Source organism: Pseudomonas mucoides, assembly GCF_015461845.1.
In the GTDB taxonomy this organism is placed as follows: domain Bacteria; phylum Pseudomonadota; class Gammaproteobacteria; order Pseudomonadales; family Pseudomonadaceae; genus Aquipseudomonas; species Aquipseudomonas mucoides.
This window is the reverse complement of sequence record NZ_JACOPW010000001.1, coordinates 73843-94067: the sequence shown is the minus strand read 5'-3', so window position 1 is coordinate 94067 and position 20225 is coordinate 73843. Positions and strand designations below refer to the sequence as shown.

The 20225-nt window shown below is 56.8% G+C and carries 13 protein-coding genes and 3 pseudogenes; 9 read left to right on the top strand and 7 right to left on the bottom strand.

Annotated elements, in window-relative coordinates:
• Nucleotides 1–239 precede the first annotated feature (239 nt).
• Nucleotides 240–4409: a ZirU family protein gene (locus tag H8F22_RS00405; protein WP_194939596.1), complete on the top strand. Its 4170-nt coding sequence runs from the start codon at nt 240–242 to the stop codon at nt 4407–4409.
• A 344-nt stretch (nt 4410–4753) separates the two neighbouring features.
• On the opposite strand, the pseudogene H8F22_RS00400 reads toward H8F22_RS00405, so the two are convergent.
• A pseudogene (locus tag H8F22_RS00400) lies at nt 4754–5724 on the bottom strand (IS5 family transposase).
• Nucleotides 5725–6135: 411 nt separating this feature from the next.
• Here H8F22_RS00400 and H8F22_RS00395 point away from each other — a divergent pair.
• The 5 genes and pseudogenes from H8F22_RS00395 to H8F22_RS00375 all read left to right on the top strand — a co-directional run bounded on the left by H8F22_RS00395 (nt 6136) and on the right by H8F22_RS00375 (nt 9871).
• Nucleotides 6136–6918 carry a hypothetical protein gene (locus tag H8F22_RS00395; protein ID WP_194939595.1) on the top strand — a complete coding sequence of 261 codons (783 nt, stop codon included), beginning with the start codon at nt 6136–6138 and terminating at the stop codon, nt 6916–6918.
• A gap of 117 nt (nt 6919–7035) precedes the next feature.
• Nucleotides 7036–7260 (top strand): annotated as a pseudogene (locus H8F22_RS32940) (HlyD family secretion protein); the annotation flags it as partial.
• 335 nt (nt 7261–7595) lie between these two features.
• Nucleotides 7596–7973: a transposase gene (locus tag H8F22_RS33015; protein WP_194939594.1), complete on the top strand. Its 378-nt coding sequence runs from the start codon at nt 7596–7598 to the stop codon at nt 7971–7973.
• A gap of 278 nt (nt 7974–8251) precedes the next feature.
• Entirely contained in the window at nt 8252–8932 is a 681-nt protein-coding gene (locus H8F22_RS00380) for a ZirU family protein (protein ID WP_324188007.1), read from the top strand.
• 495 nt (nt 8933–9427) lie between these two features.
• The gene (locus tag H8F22_RS00375) at nt 9428–9871 is read left to right on the top strand and encodes an FxLYD domain-containing protein (RefSeq protein ID WP_194939593.1); all 444 of its coding nucleotides are present in this window, start codon (nt 9428–9430) and stop codon (nt 9869–9871) included.
• Between the two features lie 482 nt (nt 9872–10353).
• Here H8F22_RS00375 and H8F22_RS00370 read toward each other — a convergent pair.
• A pseudogene (locus H8F22_RS00370) lies at nt 10354–10524 on the bottom strand (IS66 family transposase); the annotation flags it as partial.
• A gap of 301 nt (nt 10525–10825) precedes the next feature.
• On the opposite strand from H8F22_RS00370, the gene tnpB reads away from it, so the two are divergent.
• Both tnpB and tnpC read left to right on the top strand, forming a co-directional pair.
• Entirely contained in the window at nt 10826–11110 is a 285-nt protein-coding gene (gene tnpB / locus H8F22_RS00365; RefSeq protein WP_194939592.1) for an IS66 family insertion sequence element accessory protein TnpB, read from the top strand.
• 115 nt (nt 11111–11225) lie between these two features.
• The gene (tnpC, locus tag H8F22_RS00360; RefSeq protein WP_194939591.1) at nt 11226–12665 is read left to right on the top strand and encodes an IS66 family transposase; all 1440 of its coding nucleotides are present in this window, start codon (nt 11226–11228) and stop codon (nt 12663–12665) included.
• 484 nt (nt 12666–13149) lie between these two features.
• Here the strand turns inward: tnpC and H8F22_RS00355 are convergent, their stop codons facing one another.
• The 4 genes from H8F22_RS00355 to H8F22_RS00340 form a co-directional block, all read right to left on the bottom strand.
• A complete protein-coding gene (locus tag H8F22_RS00355) occupies nt 13150–14373 on the bottom strand; it encodes a lipase family protein (RefSeq protein WP_194939590.1) in 1224 nt (407 codons plus the stop codon).
• 246 nt (nt 14374–14619) lie between these two features.
• The gene (locus H8F22_RS00350) at nt 14620–15006 is read right to left on the bottom strand and encodes a TraR/DksA family transcriptional regulator (protein WP_228758646.1); all 387 of its coding nucleotides are present in this window, start codon (nt 15004–15006) and stop codon (nt 14620–14622) included.
• 94 nt (nt 15007–15100) lie between these two features.
• The gene (locus tag H8F22_RS00345; RefSeq protein ID WP_194939588.1) at nt 15101–15289 is read right to left on the bottom strand and encodes a carbon storage regulator; all 189 of its coding nucleotides are present in this window, start codon (nt 15287–15289) and stop codon (nt 15101–15103) included.
• Between the two features lie 581 nt (nt 15290–15870).
• Entirely contained in the window at nt 15871–17301 is a 1431-nt protein-coding gene (locus H8F22_RS00340; RefSeq protein WP_194939587.1) for a DUF1254 domain-containing protein, read from the bottom strand.
• 266 nt (nt 17302–17567) lie between these two features.
• Between H8F22_RS00340 and H8F22_RS00335 the strand changes: the two genes are divergently transcribed.
• Nucleotides 17568–18611, top strand: a complete 1044-nt coding sequence (locus H8F22_RS00335) for an AraC family transcriptional regulator (protein WP_081743943.1) — start codon at nt 17568–17570, stop codon at nt 18609–18611.
• 82 nt (nt 18612–18693) lie between these two features.
• Here H8F22_RS00335 and H8F22_RS00330 read toward each other — a convergent pair whose 3' ends face one another.
• Entirely contained in the window at nt 18694–19728 is a 1035-nt protein-coding gene (locus H8F22_RS00330; RefSeq protein WP_194939586.1) for an AraC family transcriptional regulator, read from the bottom strand.
• Between the last annotated feature and the right edge of the window lie 497 nt (nt 19729–20225).

Here is a 20225-nt window from a genome sequence, read left to right as displayed (position 1 = left end):
GAAATACCTTAAACAATCCGTGCAATCGAGGAGGGTCAAGGTTGCCTTCCCTTGGTAGTCCGTGAAGAGCCTTTTCTATTCCTATGTTCGAGCAGTCGCTGATTTAGCGTTTTGGTGGTTTGGAGTGGGGACAAGAATGGGTAAATCCCTACAGGAGAATAAGGGGTTGCAGGGAGGGCAACCGTGGTGTGACTTGAGATTATTACCGCCATCGTAATTTCCGAGAACGGTAATCTCAAGTGAAGAAGCACAATGCTTTAGGTAAAAGTCTTGGTAAGTCTAGTCGAGTAACAGTAGGTCTCGACACTTTTTCTAAGTATAAGAAAGGGCGCTCTTTGGCCGCCAGCGTAGTCCTCGCGCTCTATGGGTATGAAACGATGGCGATGCCGTTTGCTGCGGCGGCAGCACGTGTGGATGTGCAAGAGCGCGGCGTCAAAGTGGCGGTGGAGAAAACCTATCTTCTTTATGTCCCGCAAGGTGAGACGGTCTCTCAGGTGGCGCATCGGTTTGCTGTGAGTGAAGCTGCGCTCACGACGCTGCATACGCAGATGGCTGCTCTGGGGTGGTCTGATAAAGTATGGCTTGTGCCTCAGGAGAAAACTGGCAGCAGCGAAGCTGCGCTCTATCCAGGCTATGTGTTTTACACGCTGCGAAAAGGCGAGTCTTTGGCATCAGTGGCCTTGCAAAGCAATCGCTCGCAGCGCGAACTCACTCGTTTGAATGCCTTGATGATGGGCGAGAAAGGCGTTGCCGGCTTAAAGGCTGGTGACACTATCATTAAACCTGTGCCTAAGGCTAAAGGCGCCAAGGCCGACTCGGCAACCGAGGAGAACAGTCGCGAATTTGAACAACGCTTGGCACAAACTCTATCGCAGTTAGGCCAGGGTCTGTACTCGGCGCAGGAGTCTGACAGTGGTAGGGGGGCCGGTGATGTGTTTGCGCAGCAGGCGGCAAGTGGTGCGAGCAGTGCTTTGTCTCAGCAAGCGGAAGAGCTGCTGAGCCCGTACGGCCGAGCCAAAATTAGTGTGCAGGCTAACATTGAAACCAATGACGTCAACCTTGCGCTTGATTATCTGCACCCTCTGCTTGAGGGGCATGATGACATTCTGTTCGGACAGGTGGCCGTGCGCCAATTCGACGAGCGTAATATCGGCAACATCGGCCTAGGTTATCGCAAGCAAGTCAACGATGAGCTGATGTTGGGTATCAACGCCTTTGTTGATCAGGACTTTAGCCGAAGCCACACGCGTGGTGGGTTAGGTATGGAAGTCTGGACCGAACAGGCTCGTCTGTCTGCCAACGCCTACGCGCCAATCTCCGGCTGGAAGAAGTCGGATCAGGATCGTTTGAATCCCGATACTGAGCGCTATGATCTGTATGAGCGTCCGGCTTCTGGTTGGGATGCGCGTGTAGAAATTGCCTTGCCGGGTGCACCAAAAGTTGCGGGTACTGCCAAGTATTTCCAATGGAAAGGTGAGGGTGTTGATACTTTTGGTGGGGGTAAGCTGGAGCGAGACCCGAAAGGTTACAGCTTGGGCGTCAAGTGGCAGCCGGTTCCGTTGGTGGGGTTCAATGCCGAGCACGAACAAATCACTGGTGGTGACGGTCAATTCAAAGTCGGTATGAACCTGACTTGGAGCTTTGATCGCCCACTCTCGTCGCAATTCGAACCAGGCAGTTCCGCTGCGCTCCGTCCATTGGCAGACGCTCGCAAAGACTTCGTATCGCGTGAATATAATGTTGTGCTCGACTATAAAAAAGAAGAGAAGGTAGCCACAGTGCCTTTTGCTTTCGTTGAACCAACCATGAGCCTGACGGCACCAAGTGGTCGTGCAGCCAGTCCTTTGGTCAGCCCCAGCCCTGCGCTGCAGGGTGTCGATCCTGCTGGCCAGGTGAAATATGAAAAAGGCGCCGTCACGTTGGTCGAGACAACGGCTACCTTCAAAGCCAACAAGTTGCAGGTGACGGTTGATCCGGTGAGCGGATATGTCACCATTCCTGCCGGTATTACAGCGCGTTCGGTCGAGGTATTTGCACATCAAGAAGTTAATGGCCGTTCGACTACTACAGCGAGCTATAAGCTGATCGTCGCAGAGCCAGTCGATACCGATGGTGAAGGCTTGACCGACGATGAAGAGGCTATTTATGGCACAGATCCAGCTAAGCCAGACACCGACGGCGATGGTTGGACCGATAGGGAAGAGGTGGATGCAGGTACCGATCCGCGGGATCCAAATATCTACCCGGGTAGGGGTAAGCCGATCATTGACGTGACCGACATCAAGGGTGTGTTGCAGGTCGGCCAGACCCTGACCGGTGCGTACAGCTTCAATGCCAATGGCGGTAACGGCACCGACGCCTCGGTGATGACCTGGAAAAACGGTGGTCATGCCGACGGCGATGCAAGCTACGTGCTGGATGCCAGCGACGTGGGTCGGGTGCTGACCTTCGAAGTGCAGGCGAAGAACGGTGCGAACGAGGTTGGTAACACCGACAGCCTGAGCACGGCCAGCGCCCCAGGCGTGAGCGGTGGCGGCACCACCCCGCCGGGCTCGATCATCGACCCGGTGGCGGGTGCGCCGATCGTTGACGTCACGGACATCAAAGGTGTTCTCCAGGTCGGCCAGACCCTGACCGGTGCGTACAGCTTCAATGCCAATGGCGGTAATGGCACCGACGCCTCGGTGATGACCTGGAAAAACGGTGGTCATGCCGACGGCGATGCAAGCTACGTGCTGGATGCCGGCGACGTGGGTCGGGTGCTGACCTTCGAAGTGCAGGCGAAGAACGGTGCGAACGTGGTTGGTAACACCGACAGCCTGAGCACGGCCAGCGCCCCAGGCGTGAGCGGTGGCGGCACCACCCCGCCGGGCTCGATCATCGACCCGGTGGCGGGTGCGCCGATCGTTGACGTCACGGACATCAAAGGTGTTCTCCAGGTCGGCCAGACCCTGACCGGTGCGTACAGCTTCAATGCCAATGGCGGTAATGGCACCGACGCCTCGGTGATGACCTGGAAAAACGGTGGTCATGCAGACGGCGATGCAAGCTACGTGCTGGATGCCGGCGACGTGGGTCGGGTGCTGACCTTCGAAGTGCAGGCGAAGAACGGTGCGAACGTGGTTGGTAACACCGACAGCCTGAGCACGGCCAGCGCCCCAGGCGTGAGCGGTGGCGGCACCACCCCGCCGGGCTCGATCATCGACCCGGTGGCGGGTGCGCCGATCGTTGACGTGACGGATATCAAGGGTGTGTTGCAGGTCGGCCAGACCCTGACCGGTGTTTATAGCTTCGATGCCCATGGCGGTAACGGCACCGACGCCTCGGTGATGACCTGGAAAAATGGTGGTCATGCCGACGGCGACGTAAACTACGTGCTGGATGCCGGCGACGTGGGGCGGGTGCTGATCTTCGAAGTGCAGGCGAAGAACGGTGCGAACGTGGTTGGTAACACCGACAGCCTGAGCACGGCCAGCGCCCCAGGCGTGAGCGGTGGCGGCACCACCCCGCCGGGCTCGATCATCGACCCGGTGGCGGCACCGATCGTTGACGTGACGGATATCAAGGGTGTGTTGCAGGTCGGCCAGACCCTGACCGGTGTTTACAGCTTCGATGCCCATGGCGGTAACGGTACCGACGCCTCGGTGATGACCTGGAAAAACGGTGGTCATGCTGACGGCGATGCAAACTACGTGCTGGATGCCGGCGACGTGGGTCGGGTGCTGATCTTCGAAGTGCAGGCGAAGAACGGTGCGAACGTGGTTGGTAACACCGACATCCTGAGCACGATCCGCGCCCCAGGCGTGAGCGGTGGCGGCACCACCCCGCCGGGCTCGATCATCGACCCGGTGGCGGCGCCGATCGTTGACGTGACGGATATCAAGGGTGTGTTGCAGGTCGGCCAGACCCTGACCGGTGTTTACAGCTTCGATGCCCATGGCGGTAACGGTACCGACGCCTCGGTGATGACTTGGAAAAACGGTGGTCATGCCGACGGCGATGCAAACTACGTGCTGGATGCCGGCGACGTGGGTCGGGTGCTGATCTTCGAAGTGCAGGCGAAGAACGGTGCGAACGTGGTTGGTAACACCGACACCCTGAGCACGGCCAGCGCCCCAGGCGTGAGCGGTGGCGGCACCACCCCACCGGGCTCGATCATCGACCCGGTGGCTCCACTAACAGTGCTGATCGACGGCTTTGTCAACGGGTATCCGCAGGTTGGATCACCGCTCACTAGTCGGGTTACTTGTGTGGCGACTTGTGCGCCGGGCTTGACCTATCGGTGGGAGATTGAAAAGGCAGTAGGTGGTGGTGACTACCAGGTCATTCCTGGTGCCACGAATGACAGCTATACCCCGGTGAAGGAGGATCAGCGCCGCATGATTCGTTTAATAGTGAGCAATCCTTGAGGCCCATTTGGCAGCGGTGGACGACGCTGTCCGTCACTACGAATACCATCACTAACTTGGCTGTTGATGATGTCCTGGTTGATTTGCGCCGGGGCATCATGGACGGGCCGGTGATCAAAGGAATGGTGGTTAATAACCAAAATAATCAGGGATTTGGTTTGCGCAAGGGTAATAATGAATAAGTGTTTTTATATGTCAGGGATGGTCTGAAGTAGTCATGTGTTTCTGGCCAACTGCGACCACCGCCGATTCTAAAATTCGCAAGTCGATCCAAGATACTCAGATCCCTGCTCATTCCCGTTTTTTTAGCCGCTGCGAACACCTCGCAGAGGCTATTTCCCGCATTACAGGCGCACCTCTCCTGCATTTCTCAATAAATGTCGGCGAGCCATCCACAGATTCGACAGTGCAAACAGCGTCACCCGTTGCGCTGTGTTCTTGGCCAAGCCACGCAAGCGTGTTTTCACATAACCGAACTGGCGCTTCATCACCCGTAACGGGTGCTCGACCTTCGCCCTGACTTGCGCCTTGGCTTTTTCGATCTTGCGTTTGGCTTTGTGCAGCGCGCTGCGGTTGCCCAGCTTCTGGTAGGTGCTGCGCCGGACGGCAATCTGCCAGATGACCTGGCGACCTTCATGCTCGGGGCGCTTCTCCACTCCGGTATAACCGGCATCGGCATAAACCATGTTTTCGTCGCCGTGCAGCAGCTTATCGACCTGTGTGATATCGGCCACATTGGCTACGGTGCCCACCACGCGACGCACCAAGCCCCGACTCTTCGTCCACGCCGATATGGGCCTTCATACCGAAGTACCATTGATTGCCTTTTTTTGGCCAGGTGCATTTCCGGGTCGCGTTTGCCGTCCTGGTTTTTGGTCGAACTCGGTGCATGAATCAGCGTGGCATCGACGATAGTGCCCTGGCGCAGCGACAGGCCGCGATCACCCAGATAGCCATTGATCACGCCCAGAATTCCCGCTGCCAATTCGTGCTTTTCCAGCAGTCGACGGAAGTTGAAGATGGTGGTTTCATCGGGAATGCGCTCCAGATCAGCCCAGCAAACTGGCGCAGAATCGTCGTCTCGTACAGAGCCTCCTCCATCGCGGGATCGCTGTAACCGAGCCAGTTTTGCATCAGATGGACACGTAACATCGCCATCAGCGGAAAGGCCGGACGACCACCAAGTGCCGATCGATCAGAGCAATCAAACCCTCCCACGGCACCACCCGATCCATCTCTCGATCAGGAACAACTCTTTACGGGGCTGCTTGCGTTTGCCGGGGTACTCGGCATCGGCGAAAGCCGTTTGCTTAATCGGGAAACTCGGCGGGTGAAGTCTGGGCATTTTGCCAAAATCAGGAAGTTTTCTTCAGGGTTGCCTTAGCTTTCGCCGTTTGCTTGAGGTCGGATTGAGGGGATTCCCTACGTGGTTTTAGGGTGTCCCTCGATGTCCTTACTGTGGAGGTTTGGTATGATTCACCTTGATAGTTGCTGGGGGTGTCGGTGTGTTAGGCGTCCATTTGACTTGCCAGCAGAGTGATGGGGCACCGGACATGAAGCCTTCCAAGCATACTTATCTCAAGGCTTACGTTTGAGCATGTTAGTGGCGCGTCTTGTTTGATGCTGACGCTTGAAAGGAAATGAGCATGGCTGGCTGGGCAAGGTTGAATAAGGGAATTTATATTTGCGCCTTTTTTTGCTCAGTATGAAATTTGAGGTGTTTGAAATGAGCAATTTCACCTTGTCTAGTGTGGCTAGTGCCATACTGCTTGCGGCATTGGCTAGTGGTGCACAGGCAGCAGTCGAAACGACGACGTCCGAAGTCAAGGGGCAAGCACCGGTGGTTAGTGCGTTGACCATTACCAATAAGACGTATCCTGGTAGACAGCCCGAGGTTGGCGATGAGCTGAGTGCTGATTACACCTTTGCAGACGCTGATGGCGATGCGCAAAGCGGTACTGTTATTCAGTGGCTACGGGGGGGCAGCAACATTGGTACAGGAGCTTCTACCTACACGACCGTTCCTGCTGACACCGATCAAAGTGTTTCGGTACAGGTGACACCGCAAACGGATCCCGCCATTACGGATCCGTTCACTGGAATATTGGTTGCGTCACCTGCCGTGATAGTGACTGCAGAAAAAGTTGATATTGGTGACTTTTTGACTCCAGACGACGTAGAACGTACGTGGTCAGCTGCGAATAATTACTGTATAGGGCAGGGTGCGCGCTTGCCCACGGTGGATGAATTGCAGAAACTTTTTGTGAATGCTACTTCTTCGCCGACCTTTGAACCTAATTCTGGCTACACGCGCAACAACGAAATGTGCTCCAATTATGGGTGGCCGCTCAGCGACAAGTGCGGGGGCAGAAGCGACGACTACTGGGCCGTCTCAAAGACCCACACGAGCAATGGGGATAGTGCCCACGACCAGGTCGACATGACCACCGGCCTCGACGGCGGCGCGTTCGACACCGACACCACCGTTCAGACGGTATGTGTCCGTTGAGGGTTTTAGTGTTTAGTTTTTAAATTTGCTTTTTGATTTTTGAACTGGAAGAGCAATAGAGTGAATATGGAGAATAGTGAGCGGTTGTAGCTCAGTGAGCCCGCTTTTTGCTTTGCGCTGTTTAAAATCTTCCGTATTCCCCTGAGCAAATGGGCTGTCTTGATGATTGGGACGATGATATTCACGATGAACTATAATCACCCTATTCGGAGTTCGCGCGCTCGTATTTTATCTCGAGCCCCGTAGTGCCTATAGTCACCGGCCCTCGACCAGGTCATTGAGGTGCCGGTGCAGGCTAACAATCCGCTAGAGTCGGGCGACCTGCTCTTTCCAAAGTCACCTACTCGACCTCAGTCTTAAGGGTGATGGTGTCCACCTATATACGGGGACACCACCGCCCTTATCGTCAGGATTCCATGTGTTGATGAATCTATTGCCCCAAAATCTTTAAAGCCCATGTCGTCCAGGAATGCCTACAATCTGGCGTGTCGATGGCCAGCGTAGCCTTGCGCCGTGGCATCAACGCCAACCTGGTTCGAAAGTGGAACCATCAAAGCCCGGTTTCGACACCCCATCGGCGGGTTAATTACATTCGCCTCTTTATACCGTAACCGTCCGGTCAGCACCCACTCCTAACCGCTCTCCAAATTAGCCAAGATAGTGGACACCATTTTTTAGTGGACACTATCTTGGATATAGCTCCTGCTCGTTGCCCCGGTCGTTGCCCCGGTCGCTGCCCGAACTTCCCAACCGTATTCAAACGCAAGGTCGTCGAAGCCTCATACCAACCTGGCTCTTCAGTGTCGAGGATTGCTCGCGAGCACGACGTCAATGCCAACATGGTCTTTCGTTGGCGACAGCAGTACCTGGGCGGGGCATTCGGCCCGGTTAGCCAGAGCGCAACGCTCTTGCCTGTCGAGGTGATCGACGCACCTATCTCTATACCGACTCTGACGCAGTCAATGCTGCGCCTTTTACTCAGTGCTCATCCCTTGGGTTCTTTCCGTCGGCAGCTTGAGGGGGGGCTGTTCGTCTGGACAAACGGCTGCCCCTGATTTGGTTTGTTTTGGGGGCGCAGCAACGGTTGCCGTCTGTATTTTATGGTTTGCCTTGGGGGGTTCCCTACGCGATGTTAGGGCTTTGCTTATTTGAGTTTGCCACCGGATATCGGAAAATAACTCGCGAAGCAACATTTACGTTGCGTGTTCTGCGAGGAAAGTTCTCTTGGCAGAGTTGGCCTGTGTTGCTAGGAATTAAGCGTCCGATGGGCGAAAAAATCAACTATGACTATCGCCTGCGATGGTCGATTTTATGTTGTAAAAGGTGAGTGCAAGTGAATACATTTAAATTGAAAGCATCGCGTCAGTTGTTGGGCTTGGCGATGGGGTTTGCAGTGAGTATTTCAGCGTTTGCAGCAGTGACGTCGGATCCGACGACTACGGTTAAGGGGCGGGCGCCGGTAATGGCTGCACCGAGCATTACTTACGTCGACACCAACGGTAACGACATAGTCGATACGGGTGATACCCTTACAGCCGTCGCTGGCGCGATCACTGATGCCGATCTCGATACGCCTATCGCCTCGACCTATCGCTGGAATGATGGCGCGGCTAACATCGGCACGTCTTCGAGCTATACCATTAGCAGTACCGACTTGGGTAAGACCCTGACCCTGTTCGCGACTCCACATACCGATGGGGCTATTACCGATCCAGCTGATGGTTTGGAAGTGGCAGGTACCATTGGTTCCGGTGGTGAGATTGTTGTAGTGCCAGGCAACCAGCTGCTATCTGTAGCGGTTGCCGGTTATGTTGCTGGTAACCCGCAAGTCGGCACTGCTCTGACCGCGACCCCAACGTGTGTGAGCGCTTGTGGGACGGTTACTTATCAGTGGGAAATCGAAACAGCACCGGGTAGCGGTAGCTACGCCGCTATCGATGGTGCGACCACTTCTACCTACACCCCGGTTAAAGGTGATCAGCGTCGCATGATTCGTGTAGTCGCAGATCAATAATCGAATCAGGTCGATCCGGGAGGGCTGGTGATCGCGTTCTTTAGATTGCTAGCTTTCACGGGCGAAAAGTGTTGCGGGCTGATATTTGCAGCAAGGGAGTGAACTGTAGTCGTGCTTCGGAAATCCGCGGAGTCCGCGAGTTGCAAGGGCGAATATTAGTGGTCGACGGGGCTGGCTGTAAGCGTGCGAGCGGTCACTCTTGTTAGAGTGGCGTGAGTGGGGGGGGAGTTCTCCAGAGCACTTTTGGAATACATTCCTTATTTTCCTTAAATTGTTAATCTCACGGAAATTGATGCAGTTGAGCGCCAAGGTCGCTGATTTGCGAATACACCCGCTAGTGTAAATAATCCGTGACCCATATTTTCTGATGGAGAGGTGCTAGTAAATACTCTAGGCGGGTTGAATGTCAGTGAATGCTGTGCGCTATTTGGGCTGTGGCCTAGTTTAAGCGCTGGATTCTGCTTCAGTTTTATTTGATTGTTTAAGGTACGGTTAATGACTAAGGGTGCCGTTTTTTCATTATTTGGCTTGGTGCTGGCTGCAGGGTATTGCATACCGGGATGGGCCGCCGGAGAGCTGCATTTGAGCTTCCATATGGGAGGCTCAGGTGGCGGGCAGTCATTTGTAGGCGGCACTTTGATCAACAGTGGTGATGCGCCGGTGGTGCATAGTTATGTGGTAGTGACATCGCTCGACGGTCAATGTAAGCCGACAGGTAGTATGTTGGAAAGTTTCGGCAGCATTGCACCCGGGGAGCAGTTGAGTTTTCGGATTCCGGTTAAAAGTGGCCTGAAGCGCTATCGGCTCGCCAGTATCAAGGGTTTTGATGCTGAAGGTTTTGAGCTGCTGGCTGTAGATGATAATGCGCGAATTTTGAAAGGGCGAGAGGCGCAGGAGCGCGAGTCTTGCGCGAAGGCTCAAGAGATAGAGGTGCCTTAGTATTCTAGCCAGGCTGTTGTGTAGCATCACGGCGTAACGTATTTGCTGTTTCTAGATAGTTGAGATAGTCAATCCTCCTCGAGAAATGGTTGTTTTATCTTGTCATCCTGGCTGTCGGTGCGACGAGTTACAAAGTTGCGCAGAAAAATCGCTTAGGCTCTCGCCATAAGTTTTCAAGTGAAATTTCGAGGCCTAAAGTTTGTAATGACTCACGAGTGTGTTGTTTTTATATGATTCCACTAGTTGATCAGCTAAGTGGCTGCTTGTTGTCCCCGTTCCAAAGTAGTGCAAAAAAGGCTAAATCAAGCACGGATGGGCAAATTGCAAGCAGCGCTTCCCAAGACTTGGCTTTCGGCCGATAGGCAGAGCGAATCTGTTTGGTGCATTAATGATTCGAGTGAAGACTGGTTGTTATGAGCCACGATGTCCAACTGCTCACTGTTGTTTCACGAAGGCATGTTTACAGCAACCAAGACACCGGTTAGTTCATGTATGACTTCAGTGCGAGGTAGATCAGGAGGAAGCGGTTTGTGTTTGCCAGGGCGTTTGGTCGGTGCAACGACTTCTTCTTCCTCAGCGTCATCGACAAGAGGCATCGGTTCGCTTTCGACTTCATTGAGTAACGCCAGTTGCGGAGTATTGGGGTCGACCGTTTAGGGGGGAAACCATTCAAACTAAGAGTTTCCCTACAGGTCGAGAAGTTCACGGGGCGACGATTTCCACCGTAGCCATCCATCACGGCATCAACGCCAACGTTATCCGCAAGTGGCTACCGATTTACCGGGATCAATCACCCGCAACTCTGCCGGCCTTTGTCCCCGTACAAGCCGCACCCAAGCGCACAATAGAAGAGACGGTGATCATCTCGCTGCCTCTGGGCGATAAATCCATCACCGTAAAATGGCCAGCGTCAGATCCGGACGGCTGCGCTTGTTTTATGCGTGGCCTGGCCCAATGATTCGCATCGATTCCATCTGGCTCGTCACCCAGCCCACGGACATGCGCGCCGGCACCGACACGGCACTGGCCCGGGTGGTTGCCGTGTTCGGTGCGGCGAAGCCGCACTGTGCCTACCTCTTTGCCAACCGCATGAAGGTGCTGGTGCATGACGGCGTCGGTATTTGGCTGGCGGCGCGGCGCCTGAACCGGGGCAAGTTTCATTGGCCGGGTATCCATCGTGGGGCGGAGGTCCAACTCGACCCCGAACAACTTCAGGCGCTGGTACTTGGATTGCCCTGACAACGAGTCGATGCAGGTGGCGCAATTACATTGCTATAAAACCTGGCTTTTAGCGGTGACAGGAGGGCCGCTTTGGTAAAATCCACGGCAGACTTCCTTTCCCGATCTCGACCAAATGCCCCCCGAACAACTGCGCACACTGGCTGCGCAGTTGATGTCAAAGGTCGACGCCCAGAGCAGAAAGATCCATCGCGATGAAATGATCATCGAACAGCTCACTCACGAGATCGCCATCCTCAAACGCCACAAGTTCGCCAAGCGCAGCGAGCAGATCAGCCCGGCGCAAGGCAGCTTGCTCGATAACCTGCTCAATACCGACCTTGGAGCCATCGAGGCCGAGTTAAAAGCCCTTCATCCAGCGCCCGCCCAGGCAGAACCACGCCAGCAACCCAAGCGTGCGCCTTTGCCGCCGCAGTTCCCGAGCACCGTGATCCATCACGAGCCGGACAACACCCCGTGCGCTTGCGGCTGCCAGCTTCAGCGCATCGGTGAAGACGTCAGCGAGAAGCTGGACTACACGCCGGGCGTGTTCACCGTCGAGCAGCATGTGCGTGGGAAATGGGCCTGCCGGCAGTGCGAGACGCTGATCCAGACGCCGGTGCCACCGCAGGTGATCGCCAAGGGCATCCCCACTGCCGGCCTGCTGGCGCACCTGATGGTGGCCAAATTCGCCGACCACCTGCCGCTCTATCGACAGGAAAAGATCTTCGGCCGTGCCGGCCTGGCCATCCCGCGCTCGACACCAGCGCAGTGGGTGGGTCAAACCGGCGTGCAGCTTCAGCCCTTGGTCGATGCGCTGCGCGAAGCAGTGCTGGCCCAGCGTGTAATCCACGCCGATGAAACGCCGGTACAAATGCTGGCGCCTGGCGAGAAGAAAACGTACCGCGCTTACGTCTGGGCCTACAGCAGCACGCCATTCTCGGCACTCAAGGCCGTGGTCTATGACTTCAGCCCCAGCCGTGCCGGCGAACATGCGCGTAACTTCCTGGGCGCGTGGAACGGTAAGCTGGTCTGCGATGACTTCGCCGGCTACAAGGCCGGCTTCGAGCTGGGCATCACCGAAATCGGCTGCATGGCCCATGCGCTCCGCAAGTTCTTCGACCTGCACGCGGCTAATAAAAGTCAGTTGGCGGAGCAGGCGCTTCACTCGATTGGTGGGCTGTACGAAGTCGAGCGACACGCCAGGGAAATGAGCGACGAAGACCGCTGGCGATTACGGCAGGAAACAGCGGTGCCCATCGCTGAAAAACTGCATGAGTGGATGTTGGCCCAAAGCGAACTTGTGCCCGAGGGTTTGGCCACAGCCAAGGCCCTGGATTGCAGCCTTAAACGCTGGGTAGCGCTGACGCGCAACCTGGAACATGGTGCTGTACCCATCGACAACAACCAGATCGAGAACTTGGTCCGATCGTGGGCGCTTGGGCGGTCGAACTGGTTGTTTGCTGGGGCGCTGCGCAGCGGCAAGCGGGCGGCGACGATCATGAGCCTGATCCAGTCGGCGCGTATCAACGGGCATGATCCGTATGCCTATCTTAAGGATGTGCTGTTGCGGTAGCCGACGCAGCGGGCGAGCAAGATCGAGCAACTGCTGCCCCATCAGTGGATGCCTGTCTGATCTGTGCAAGGTGTGTTCGCTGGCCGCTTACGGTAAGAGCGCGTTGTGCAGAAGTGGTTTTTTTATAAGGATGCCCATAAAGATAAAGGCGGTATTGAATAATTAAGAGCGTGAGTCCAAGAATGTGGCGCTTCATAAATAATGCTCAAGCCCTGTCTTTATTAAGTATGGCGAGCTTGAAGGCTCGTCAAATAGGGGAATGATTATCCGAATAAGGGAAATCCTGATATCTGCTTTTCGCTCGATCTTTCAGGTCGGACCAGCGGAAAAGGGGCGCAAGGTGAAATGATGCTTAGCATGGCTGCTTAACTCTGCTAGAGCGATTCGGGGGACTCTTGAGCGCCGAAAGTCGCCGGGTAGTTTTCTGAGACCGGCCCGTTATGGGCCGGTCAGTATCGCTCGATCTAGGCGAGTAACGCTTGCTTTACAACGGTTTGGTCGAGCAGCCCTGAGCCTGCGCCTTGCCGTCGAAACGTGCCTGGGTCCAGTCCATCAGCGGCTGCTCCAGCGGGGTTCCCGGGCGTACGATAGTGCCGTGGTCACGTTCGGCGACGGTCCAGTACTCCAGGTGCTGGCTGGCCTTGCAGCGTTCGTCGACGTAGCGCTGGGTGATCGACGGCAGCACCACCGGGTCGGCGAGGCCCTGGATGATCAGTTCCGGCATGGGGATCGGCTGGTTGGCGGTGTTCTGCTCCAGCCGGGCCGCAAGGGCCTTGTCCGCCGGCAGGTTCAGCGACGGACCTTCGAAGGTCTTGGTGAGCGCCTGGATACGCTGTGGGTCTTGCGGTGGGAAGAAGCCGCAGAGCCCGGCGATCTCATGGGCGGCGACGCGCGCCTCGGGGCGGATTGCCTGGTCGAATTTGACGTCCGGGTAGAAGCGGCTGTAGGCCTGGGCGATGTACGGGCCGAGACGTTTGTTCACCGCAACGTTGTTTTCCAGGATGTCCTTCATGTTCGCCGCCGGGGCGATGCCGACCACGCCCAGCACCTTCACGTCGGGTGCGTAGCGCGGCGCGACTATGCCGGTCCAGAGCGCCGAGTGGCCGCCCTGCGAGTGGCCCCAGACCACGGTGCGCTCGTCCAGGCTCAATTCGGGCATCTGCCGTGCCGCCCGGGTGGCATCGAGGGCCGCGCGGGCTTCGCCTTCGCCGATGATGTAGGGGTGCGGGCCGCCTTTTTCGGTGAACGAATAGTCGGTCGCCACCACGACCCAGCCGGCCTTGACGATCTTGTCGCGGGCGGGAATGCCCTCAGTCGGCACCGAGATCAGTGACGGCATGCAGCGTTGCACCAGGCCTGTAGTGCCGTGTTCCCAAGTGATCACCGGGCGCGGTCCGGCCGGCATCTCGGTCGGCGCGAAGACGGTCGCCACGGCGGTGGCCGGGGTGTGGTCGTCCACCGAGGTGCTGTACTGGATGCGCCAGCCGCGCATGCCGGCGGGAAGGCTTGCTTCGGCCAGGGGCTCGCTGCGCAGCAACACGCCGGGTTTGGCGGGTGGGTTGGCGGGCGGATCGTAGAAGCTGTCCGGTGCGCGCACCTCGACGGCCGGCGCCGTCGCGGCCAGCGTCTGCGGCGATGTGGACGCAGCAGCGATCAATAGGGAGGCCTGCAGCATGGCAAGGCTCAACAAGCGTATGGAGTGGGGCATGGAGTACCTCGGTCGTGTTGAAGATCCAGGGATCACGAAAGGGCCTTGCGCAGTGGATTCGCAGCCTGGCCAGCCTCCCAGGGGAGGGAAATTCAACTGGCGGTGGCGGGTGCGTTTCTATGCAGGCACCAGTCTATCTGGCAATCGGAACAGGGTTTTCTGATCTTGCACCGATAGCAGTAAAAAACGATTAAACGCGCCCGCGAATTCGCGGGCTGGCCGCGACGGACGGCCACTGCGCAGTGGTCACAGTGCCGCTCCCTTGGCCATCTGCGCTAACCGCTTCTCCCACATGTCCTGATGTTCGATACAGCGCTCTGCGATCGGCTGTGACAGCAGGCGCGCCAGGCCAATAGGTTCGTCACAGATGATGCACCAGCCAAAGTCCTTGCTCACGATTCGCTCACGGGCTTTGCGAATAGCACTCAGGTTGTTCTGGTCATGATTTATCTGGCGCAGGATTTCAATGCGTGCTTCTTCCAGTACTGCAAGATCGACGGGGTCGGCCGACGACCCGAGTTCCAGAATGAGCGTTCGCGCTTCGGCGACACGGTCTTCCAGTTGTTCTTGCTGATCAGCAAGCATGGACCAGTAGAACTTGAGCTGGTCCGGGTTCATGTACTCGTTACTCAACACTTGTAAATCCCTTCTCTCGGATATTCGATGCGTGACATTTAATGGCGGAGCTCCCCGTGGAATCGCCGCGCTGCGGGAGATAAGTTCTCGATTAATCACGGTCAATGATGTTCTGGCGCTCTTGGGTCTTGATCTTGCCGTGCACTTCTTCACGGTATATACGGACGTCCTTTGGCGCTGTGATTGCTAGCGTGATCTCCCCGTTCTGCATCCCGGTGACGGTCACCCGTATGCTGTCAATTCGGAACTCCTCGTTGATCTTTCGCGTAAATACAAGCATCTAATGCTCCGTAATCATTACCAACAGAAACTAACTTTCACCGTACGTGAACGCGTCAAGGGCACACGTCGGTATCCCCGCACAAAGTTAAGTTATGGTCAGTTCAATTTTTATATAAGACTTGAGTCTGCACTCGCGTAGAACGGTGCGCGAAACTATTAGAAATTCGCGCCGATATGTCCCAGGGTGAAGTTCAGAAAGGTCTTGCTGCACCCTCTGCCGGTAACGGCAAGAAAACAGCTCGCCGAATACCGGCTCGAGAGGCCACCCACCGGCGGCAGAAGTTTACCGTGGGGCGTGGAGCAGGCTTTCCGCAAGCTCGAGTAAGAAAATCCTTAATGCAGCGCTACGGTCAGGGCTCGCCCTCTGCCGACAACTCTGTCGGTACATGCCCTGTTAGCCACTAATACATGCACAGGTACAAATGTGGCACATGGAGGTGCGTGGGAAGCCTGCAGGCCCCGATATTGCTGCACTGCAGAGATTCTCACTTCGGGCATAAACAAAAACGCCGACCATTCCATGGTCGGCGTGGCCTTGCCATGACGGCCAAGGCCGGTTTCCCCTCTGTTACACAAGGATCAGCCGAGCTTGATCAGCTTCGGCCCCTCCCAACGCAACTCTTTCATCAGGCCGCGGGGCTCATAAGCGCGCACCATCAGCCAGAAAATATCGCCTCTTTTGACCGGCAACCAATTGGAACGCTTGTCCTCTCCCGGGTCTTCGGCCTGGACATAAATGTCCAGACTGCCATCGCCGCCATACTTCAGGCTGGTCGTGCGATCACCAATGGCGTATCGATTGATCGGATTGTCGATCACCGTGTATTTACTGTTGTAGGCATGCAGCGACCAGAACGCCTCGGCATCGGGAATCTGGTCAGCCGGGAAATGCAGGCTGTAGCGTGAGTCGCCATTGAGGAGGGCGCCGGAGTCATCCATTTGCAGTAAGTGATAAGGGTTCTCGGTCACCGGCAATGCAATGGTGCCGGCCAATGCCACCGAAGCGCGATAGAGATAGTCGCTGTCGGTGTAGTAGCCCAGGCTGGGTTTCGGTAAGGTCCAACCGTTGGCCGTGTGCTGCCCGGCGAGCGCCCGCGAAGCCTTGATCACTGCCTGGCGTCCATCCTGTTCGGCACGTTTGAGACCTTTCTGGACTTCTGGGGTGAGCTGTTCGAAGCCGTGCTGCCCTGGAGCCAATCCCAGGCGGGTAAAACGGTTGGCGACGGCAGCATCTTCTTTCGAAACTGCGCACTCCTGCCACATGTCCTGCAGAACCTTGAAATCGGCGAGCGGATCTTCCGCCGGCAGGGGAGGCCTGGAGAGTTCGGCAGCCACGCCGGGAACGGCGTCCCGGCCGGCGAGGAAATCCGACAGAGGCGCGACGACAAAGCGTTTCTGATAGTCGATGGCCTTCAGGCGGTCGTCGTTATTGGCGAAGAACATACGCAGGACATTGAATGTCTGCGGGATTTTCGCTCTGAGCACAAGATCGATGCCAACAGGCAGCAGCCCGTTCCAGTCGGGACCGACCACTGCTACACGCCCGCCTTTGGAAAAGCTGCGGCGGCTGGGTAGGCCGAAGGTCGACCCGAAAAAATCGCAGAACTGCATGCTCCAATAGCGATCGTCCATTTGCGGAATGGTAACGATGTAAGGCTGCGCACGCAGATCCAGCCACAAGGTTGAGTACAGCGTATCGGTTTGCGGAGCTCCGGGGATTTCAGGCGTCACGGGTACATTGCGATGTAGCCACTGCCCCCGGTTTTGTCGGATCTTCATCATCGGATCGCCTTCCATCATGCGCGTGTAGCGCAGGCGGGCGAAGTAAATCAATGGATAGCCATACACGTAGGCTTGCATGCCAAGCTGATAGGCCGCGTCCTCATCCAATGTCAGGGCGTTTGCCCAAAGATTCGCAGCGGGCAGGCTGGCCGAGACACCCGTTGCCCCCAGGACCGCCAGCGCCTTGAGCATGTCGCGCCGGCAGAACATGCTCGGATTGAGGTTCATCCAGTTACTCGAATCCATCTTGCCCTCCACAGAAAATCAATAGGTTCGTTCCGTCCGCTCACAAGTGGGCGTCGGCTGAATTAAGTGGATGGTTGTGGTTGGGAATGGCGCGAAGGCGTGCCGGTCCCACCTGAGGGCAGCAAGTTGATTTATGCTTCATTTCCTTGATTCACCTGTTATTTTTGTTTGGGCGTGAAGGGAGTGAGTCCCCGAGGTCCCGCAGTCGCGCGACCCTGAAGCAACATGCAGGCAATAGACGAGCAACCATGAATCCCTGGCTGACAAATAATTATCCCAATCACCGAAAACGCCTCTCGCTTTCACCTTCAACGGTTCTGGCCGGCATCCGCCTGCTGGAGTCGCGCGGGATACCGTTGTCCGAGTTGCAGCAACGCTGGAACTTTCCCCTGTCGGCGTTCCGCCAACCCTATCTGCGTTTGCCAGCGTTCCTTTCCCGTCATTTTTGGGTGTGCGCGCGTACGTTAGATAATGACCCTGCCATCGGCCTCGCTGCCGCAAGGCCCGCGGATCTCGGTCAGCTGCTCGGTTTGAACTACCTCATGCAACTGGCACCGACACGCATGGAGGCCCTGCAAACCATGCAACGTTTCTGGCCATTGGTGGCCAGTCACATTGATCTTCGTTTCGAGCAGCAGGGCGACACGCTGCGCTTTGGCCTGCAAGCACCGGCGAAGCTGCGACCGGCTGTGGAGGAGGTGGACTACTGGTGCGCCAGGCAAATTCATCACCTGCGCAGTTGGGTGTGTGCACCGAACCCGATTATCGAAATTCATCTGCGGCGTCCGCGTCCGGTCGATCCCGGGCCCTGGGAGCGGTTAGCGGACAGGCCGGTGTTTTTCTCGGCGCAACGAGACGAAATGCTTTTGGATGTTCAAGCGCTGCATGTCGATCGCCCGGCGGGCCCTTCCAGCGTGCGCCTGGCACTGGAAGAGTCCATGGAGGACTACGCCTGCCAGACCGCCAGGGGCAGCCTGATAGAAATGGCCAGCAGTGCCATGCTGCAGGAGTTGCGCGGTGGACTGAATCTGGAAGACATGGCCGATCGCTTGCACATGACCGCCCGCACCCTGCATCGGGCTTTGCTTCGCGACGGCTGGAATTTCAGCGACCTCATCGATATTCATCGACGCTATCTGGCCCATGACCTGCTGCTGGACAGCACGCTGTCCGTTGCCGAGGTCGCCGATAGTCTGGGGTATAGCGAAGTCAGCAGTTTCACCCGTGCAATCCGTCGCTGGTATGGCACCACGCCCAGCGAACTGCGCGAAGAAAACCCACGGCTGGGTTAATTTTCGTCAGTTACCGACTCGCGCTGATACGGGGCGAGCATTACCTGACAAAAACGATACCGGCATGAAGCGGCGACCGTCGTTAATCGAGTTGTTTTCGGTAACTCAGAGGGGTGATGCCTTTCCATCGTCGGAACGCCCGAATCAAGCTGCTCTTGGAGCTGAACCCCGCGCGGCTGGCGATCTGGTCCAGGGTCAAGTCGGGCATGGCCAGCAGGTTCAGGGATTGAGCCTCTCGGGTTTGATCGAGCAACTGCGCGAAGGTCGTATTTTGTGCAATCAAGGATGACGTCACGCAGTCCACAGGCAGTGCCAGGGTGTTGGCGAGGTGTTGCGCACTGACCTCTTGGCCGAGTATTTCGGCCAGGCCCGCGCGCAGGGCACTCAGCGGCAGAGGGGCGCCAAGCCGGGCCAGGTGCTGCAGGATCGGTTGTTCGACCCGGGCAAGCCAGCGGGCATTGGCACCCGGCAGGGGGCTATCCCAGGTCTCGCGTTTGAAAACCAGTGTCGCGCATTCCTGTCCGAATAGAACCGCAATGCCCAGCTTGAGCCAGGGTGTCGGGTCGGATGGCTGCGGGCGCGGAATTTCAAGGCGCCGCAGAAACTGCGGGGCTTTCAATCCCGATTGGCGTTCGAACAGTTTCACATTGTGATAATTGAAGCAGTCGCGCGCCGCATCGGCTGGCACGCGAGCGCCTGTGAGTCGGGTTTCCATTCGCCAGTCACCCGATTCGTCCTGGACCAGCCGCATGCGGGTAACGGTTGTAATCAATGGAAGAAATAGCACGTAACGTCGTACGGCATCGCCAATCGTAGCGCTGGTGTAGAGCGCCAGATCAATGCCGTAGAGGTCGGCGGGGCCGAGGTTTCGGGCCACGCAAAGACCAAAGTTCGCGTCACCACTGAGTTCGACTGCACGAAGCCACAACGGAGTGATATCGGTCAGATCCAGGCGCAACTCATTATCGTGCAGGATGGCCGGGTCGAAACCCAGACCCGTCAGCATGGGTAACGGATCGATGTCGTATTGCGACTTCAGCGTTTTGGCAATGGCGCGTGCAATCGAAGCCAGGGTGGTTCTGGCTGCGGTGGCGGGGTTGGTTGGCATGGTTTGCATCGCTTGCGCCTGCTGATAGCGACAAAATTCATGATCAGCATGCCGGGCCGCGTTAGCGTGCGCAATCAGCAATGGATGAGATCAAAGCGCTTGCAGGCTTGATAAAAAAAACATCCCAGGCAAAAAGGCGAGGGGCGATATAGAGCAGCGCTCCAGTCGATGATGCTTTTGTCATAGAGCACTCGGGCTCTACAGCGCGTGAAAGCCGGCTCAAGATGCGCTCATTTGCCTGCAGCGGGTGAGTCATTGACTGACAAATAGTTTCCCCGTAACCCGGTCATCGTCTGGCCGCCCTGTGCTTTGTCCACTCCCCAGCGTCCATGACCGGATCGGCAAATACATTTCGGTCGTCTGATCGCGGCGGGGAAACTATTTGTCAGCCAATGACTCATGCACGACCCCTGTTTACTCACATGGTGGCCGCCGAGCATTCGCTTCAGGCGTAGCTCACGCCTGCCATCGGGCAACGCCAAGTGCCCGGTGGATTCGCGAAAGCC

Excerpts from the sequence above, each read along its gene's own strand:
- H8F22_RS00395 (WP_194939595.1), top strand. The coding sequence starts at position 6,136 with ATGAGCAATTTCACCTTGTCTAGTGTGGCTAGTGCCATACTGCTTGCG.
- H8F22_RS00375 (WP_194939593.1), top strand. The coding sequence starts at position 9,428 with ATGACTAAGGGTGCCGTTTTTTCATTATTTGGCTTGGTGCTGGCTGCA.
- tnpB (WP_194939592.1), top strand. The coding sequence starts at position 10,826 with ATGATTCGCATCGATTCCATCTGGCTCGTCACCCAGCCCACGGACATG.
- tnpC (WP_194939591.1), top strand. The coding sequence starts at position 11,226 with ATGCCCCCCGAACAACTGCGCACACTGGCTGCGCAGTTGATGTCAAAG.
- H8F22_RS00355 (WP_194939590.1), bottom strand. The coding sequence starts at position 14,373 with ATGCCCCACTCCATACGCTTGTTGAGCCTTGCCATGCTGCAGGCCTCC.
- H8F22_RS00345 (WP_194939588.1), bottom strand. The coding sequence starts at position 15,289 with ATGCTTGTATTTACGCGAAAGATCAACGAGGAGTTCCGAATTGACAGC.
- H8F22_RS00340 (WP_194939587.1), bottom strand. The coding sequence starts at position 17,301 with ATGAACCTCAATCCGAGCATGTTCTGCCGGCGCGACATGCTCAAGGCG.
- H8F22_RS00335 (WP_081743943.1), top strand. The coding sequence starts at position 17,568 with ATGAATCCCTGGCTGACAAATAATTATCCCAATCACCGAAAACGCCTC.
- H8F22_RS00330 (WP_194939586.1), bottom strand. The coding sequence starts at position 19,728 with ATGCAAACCATGCCAACCAACCCCGCCACCGCAGCCAGAACCACCCTG.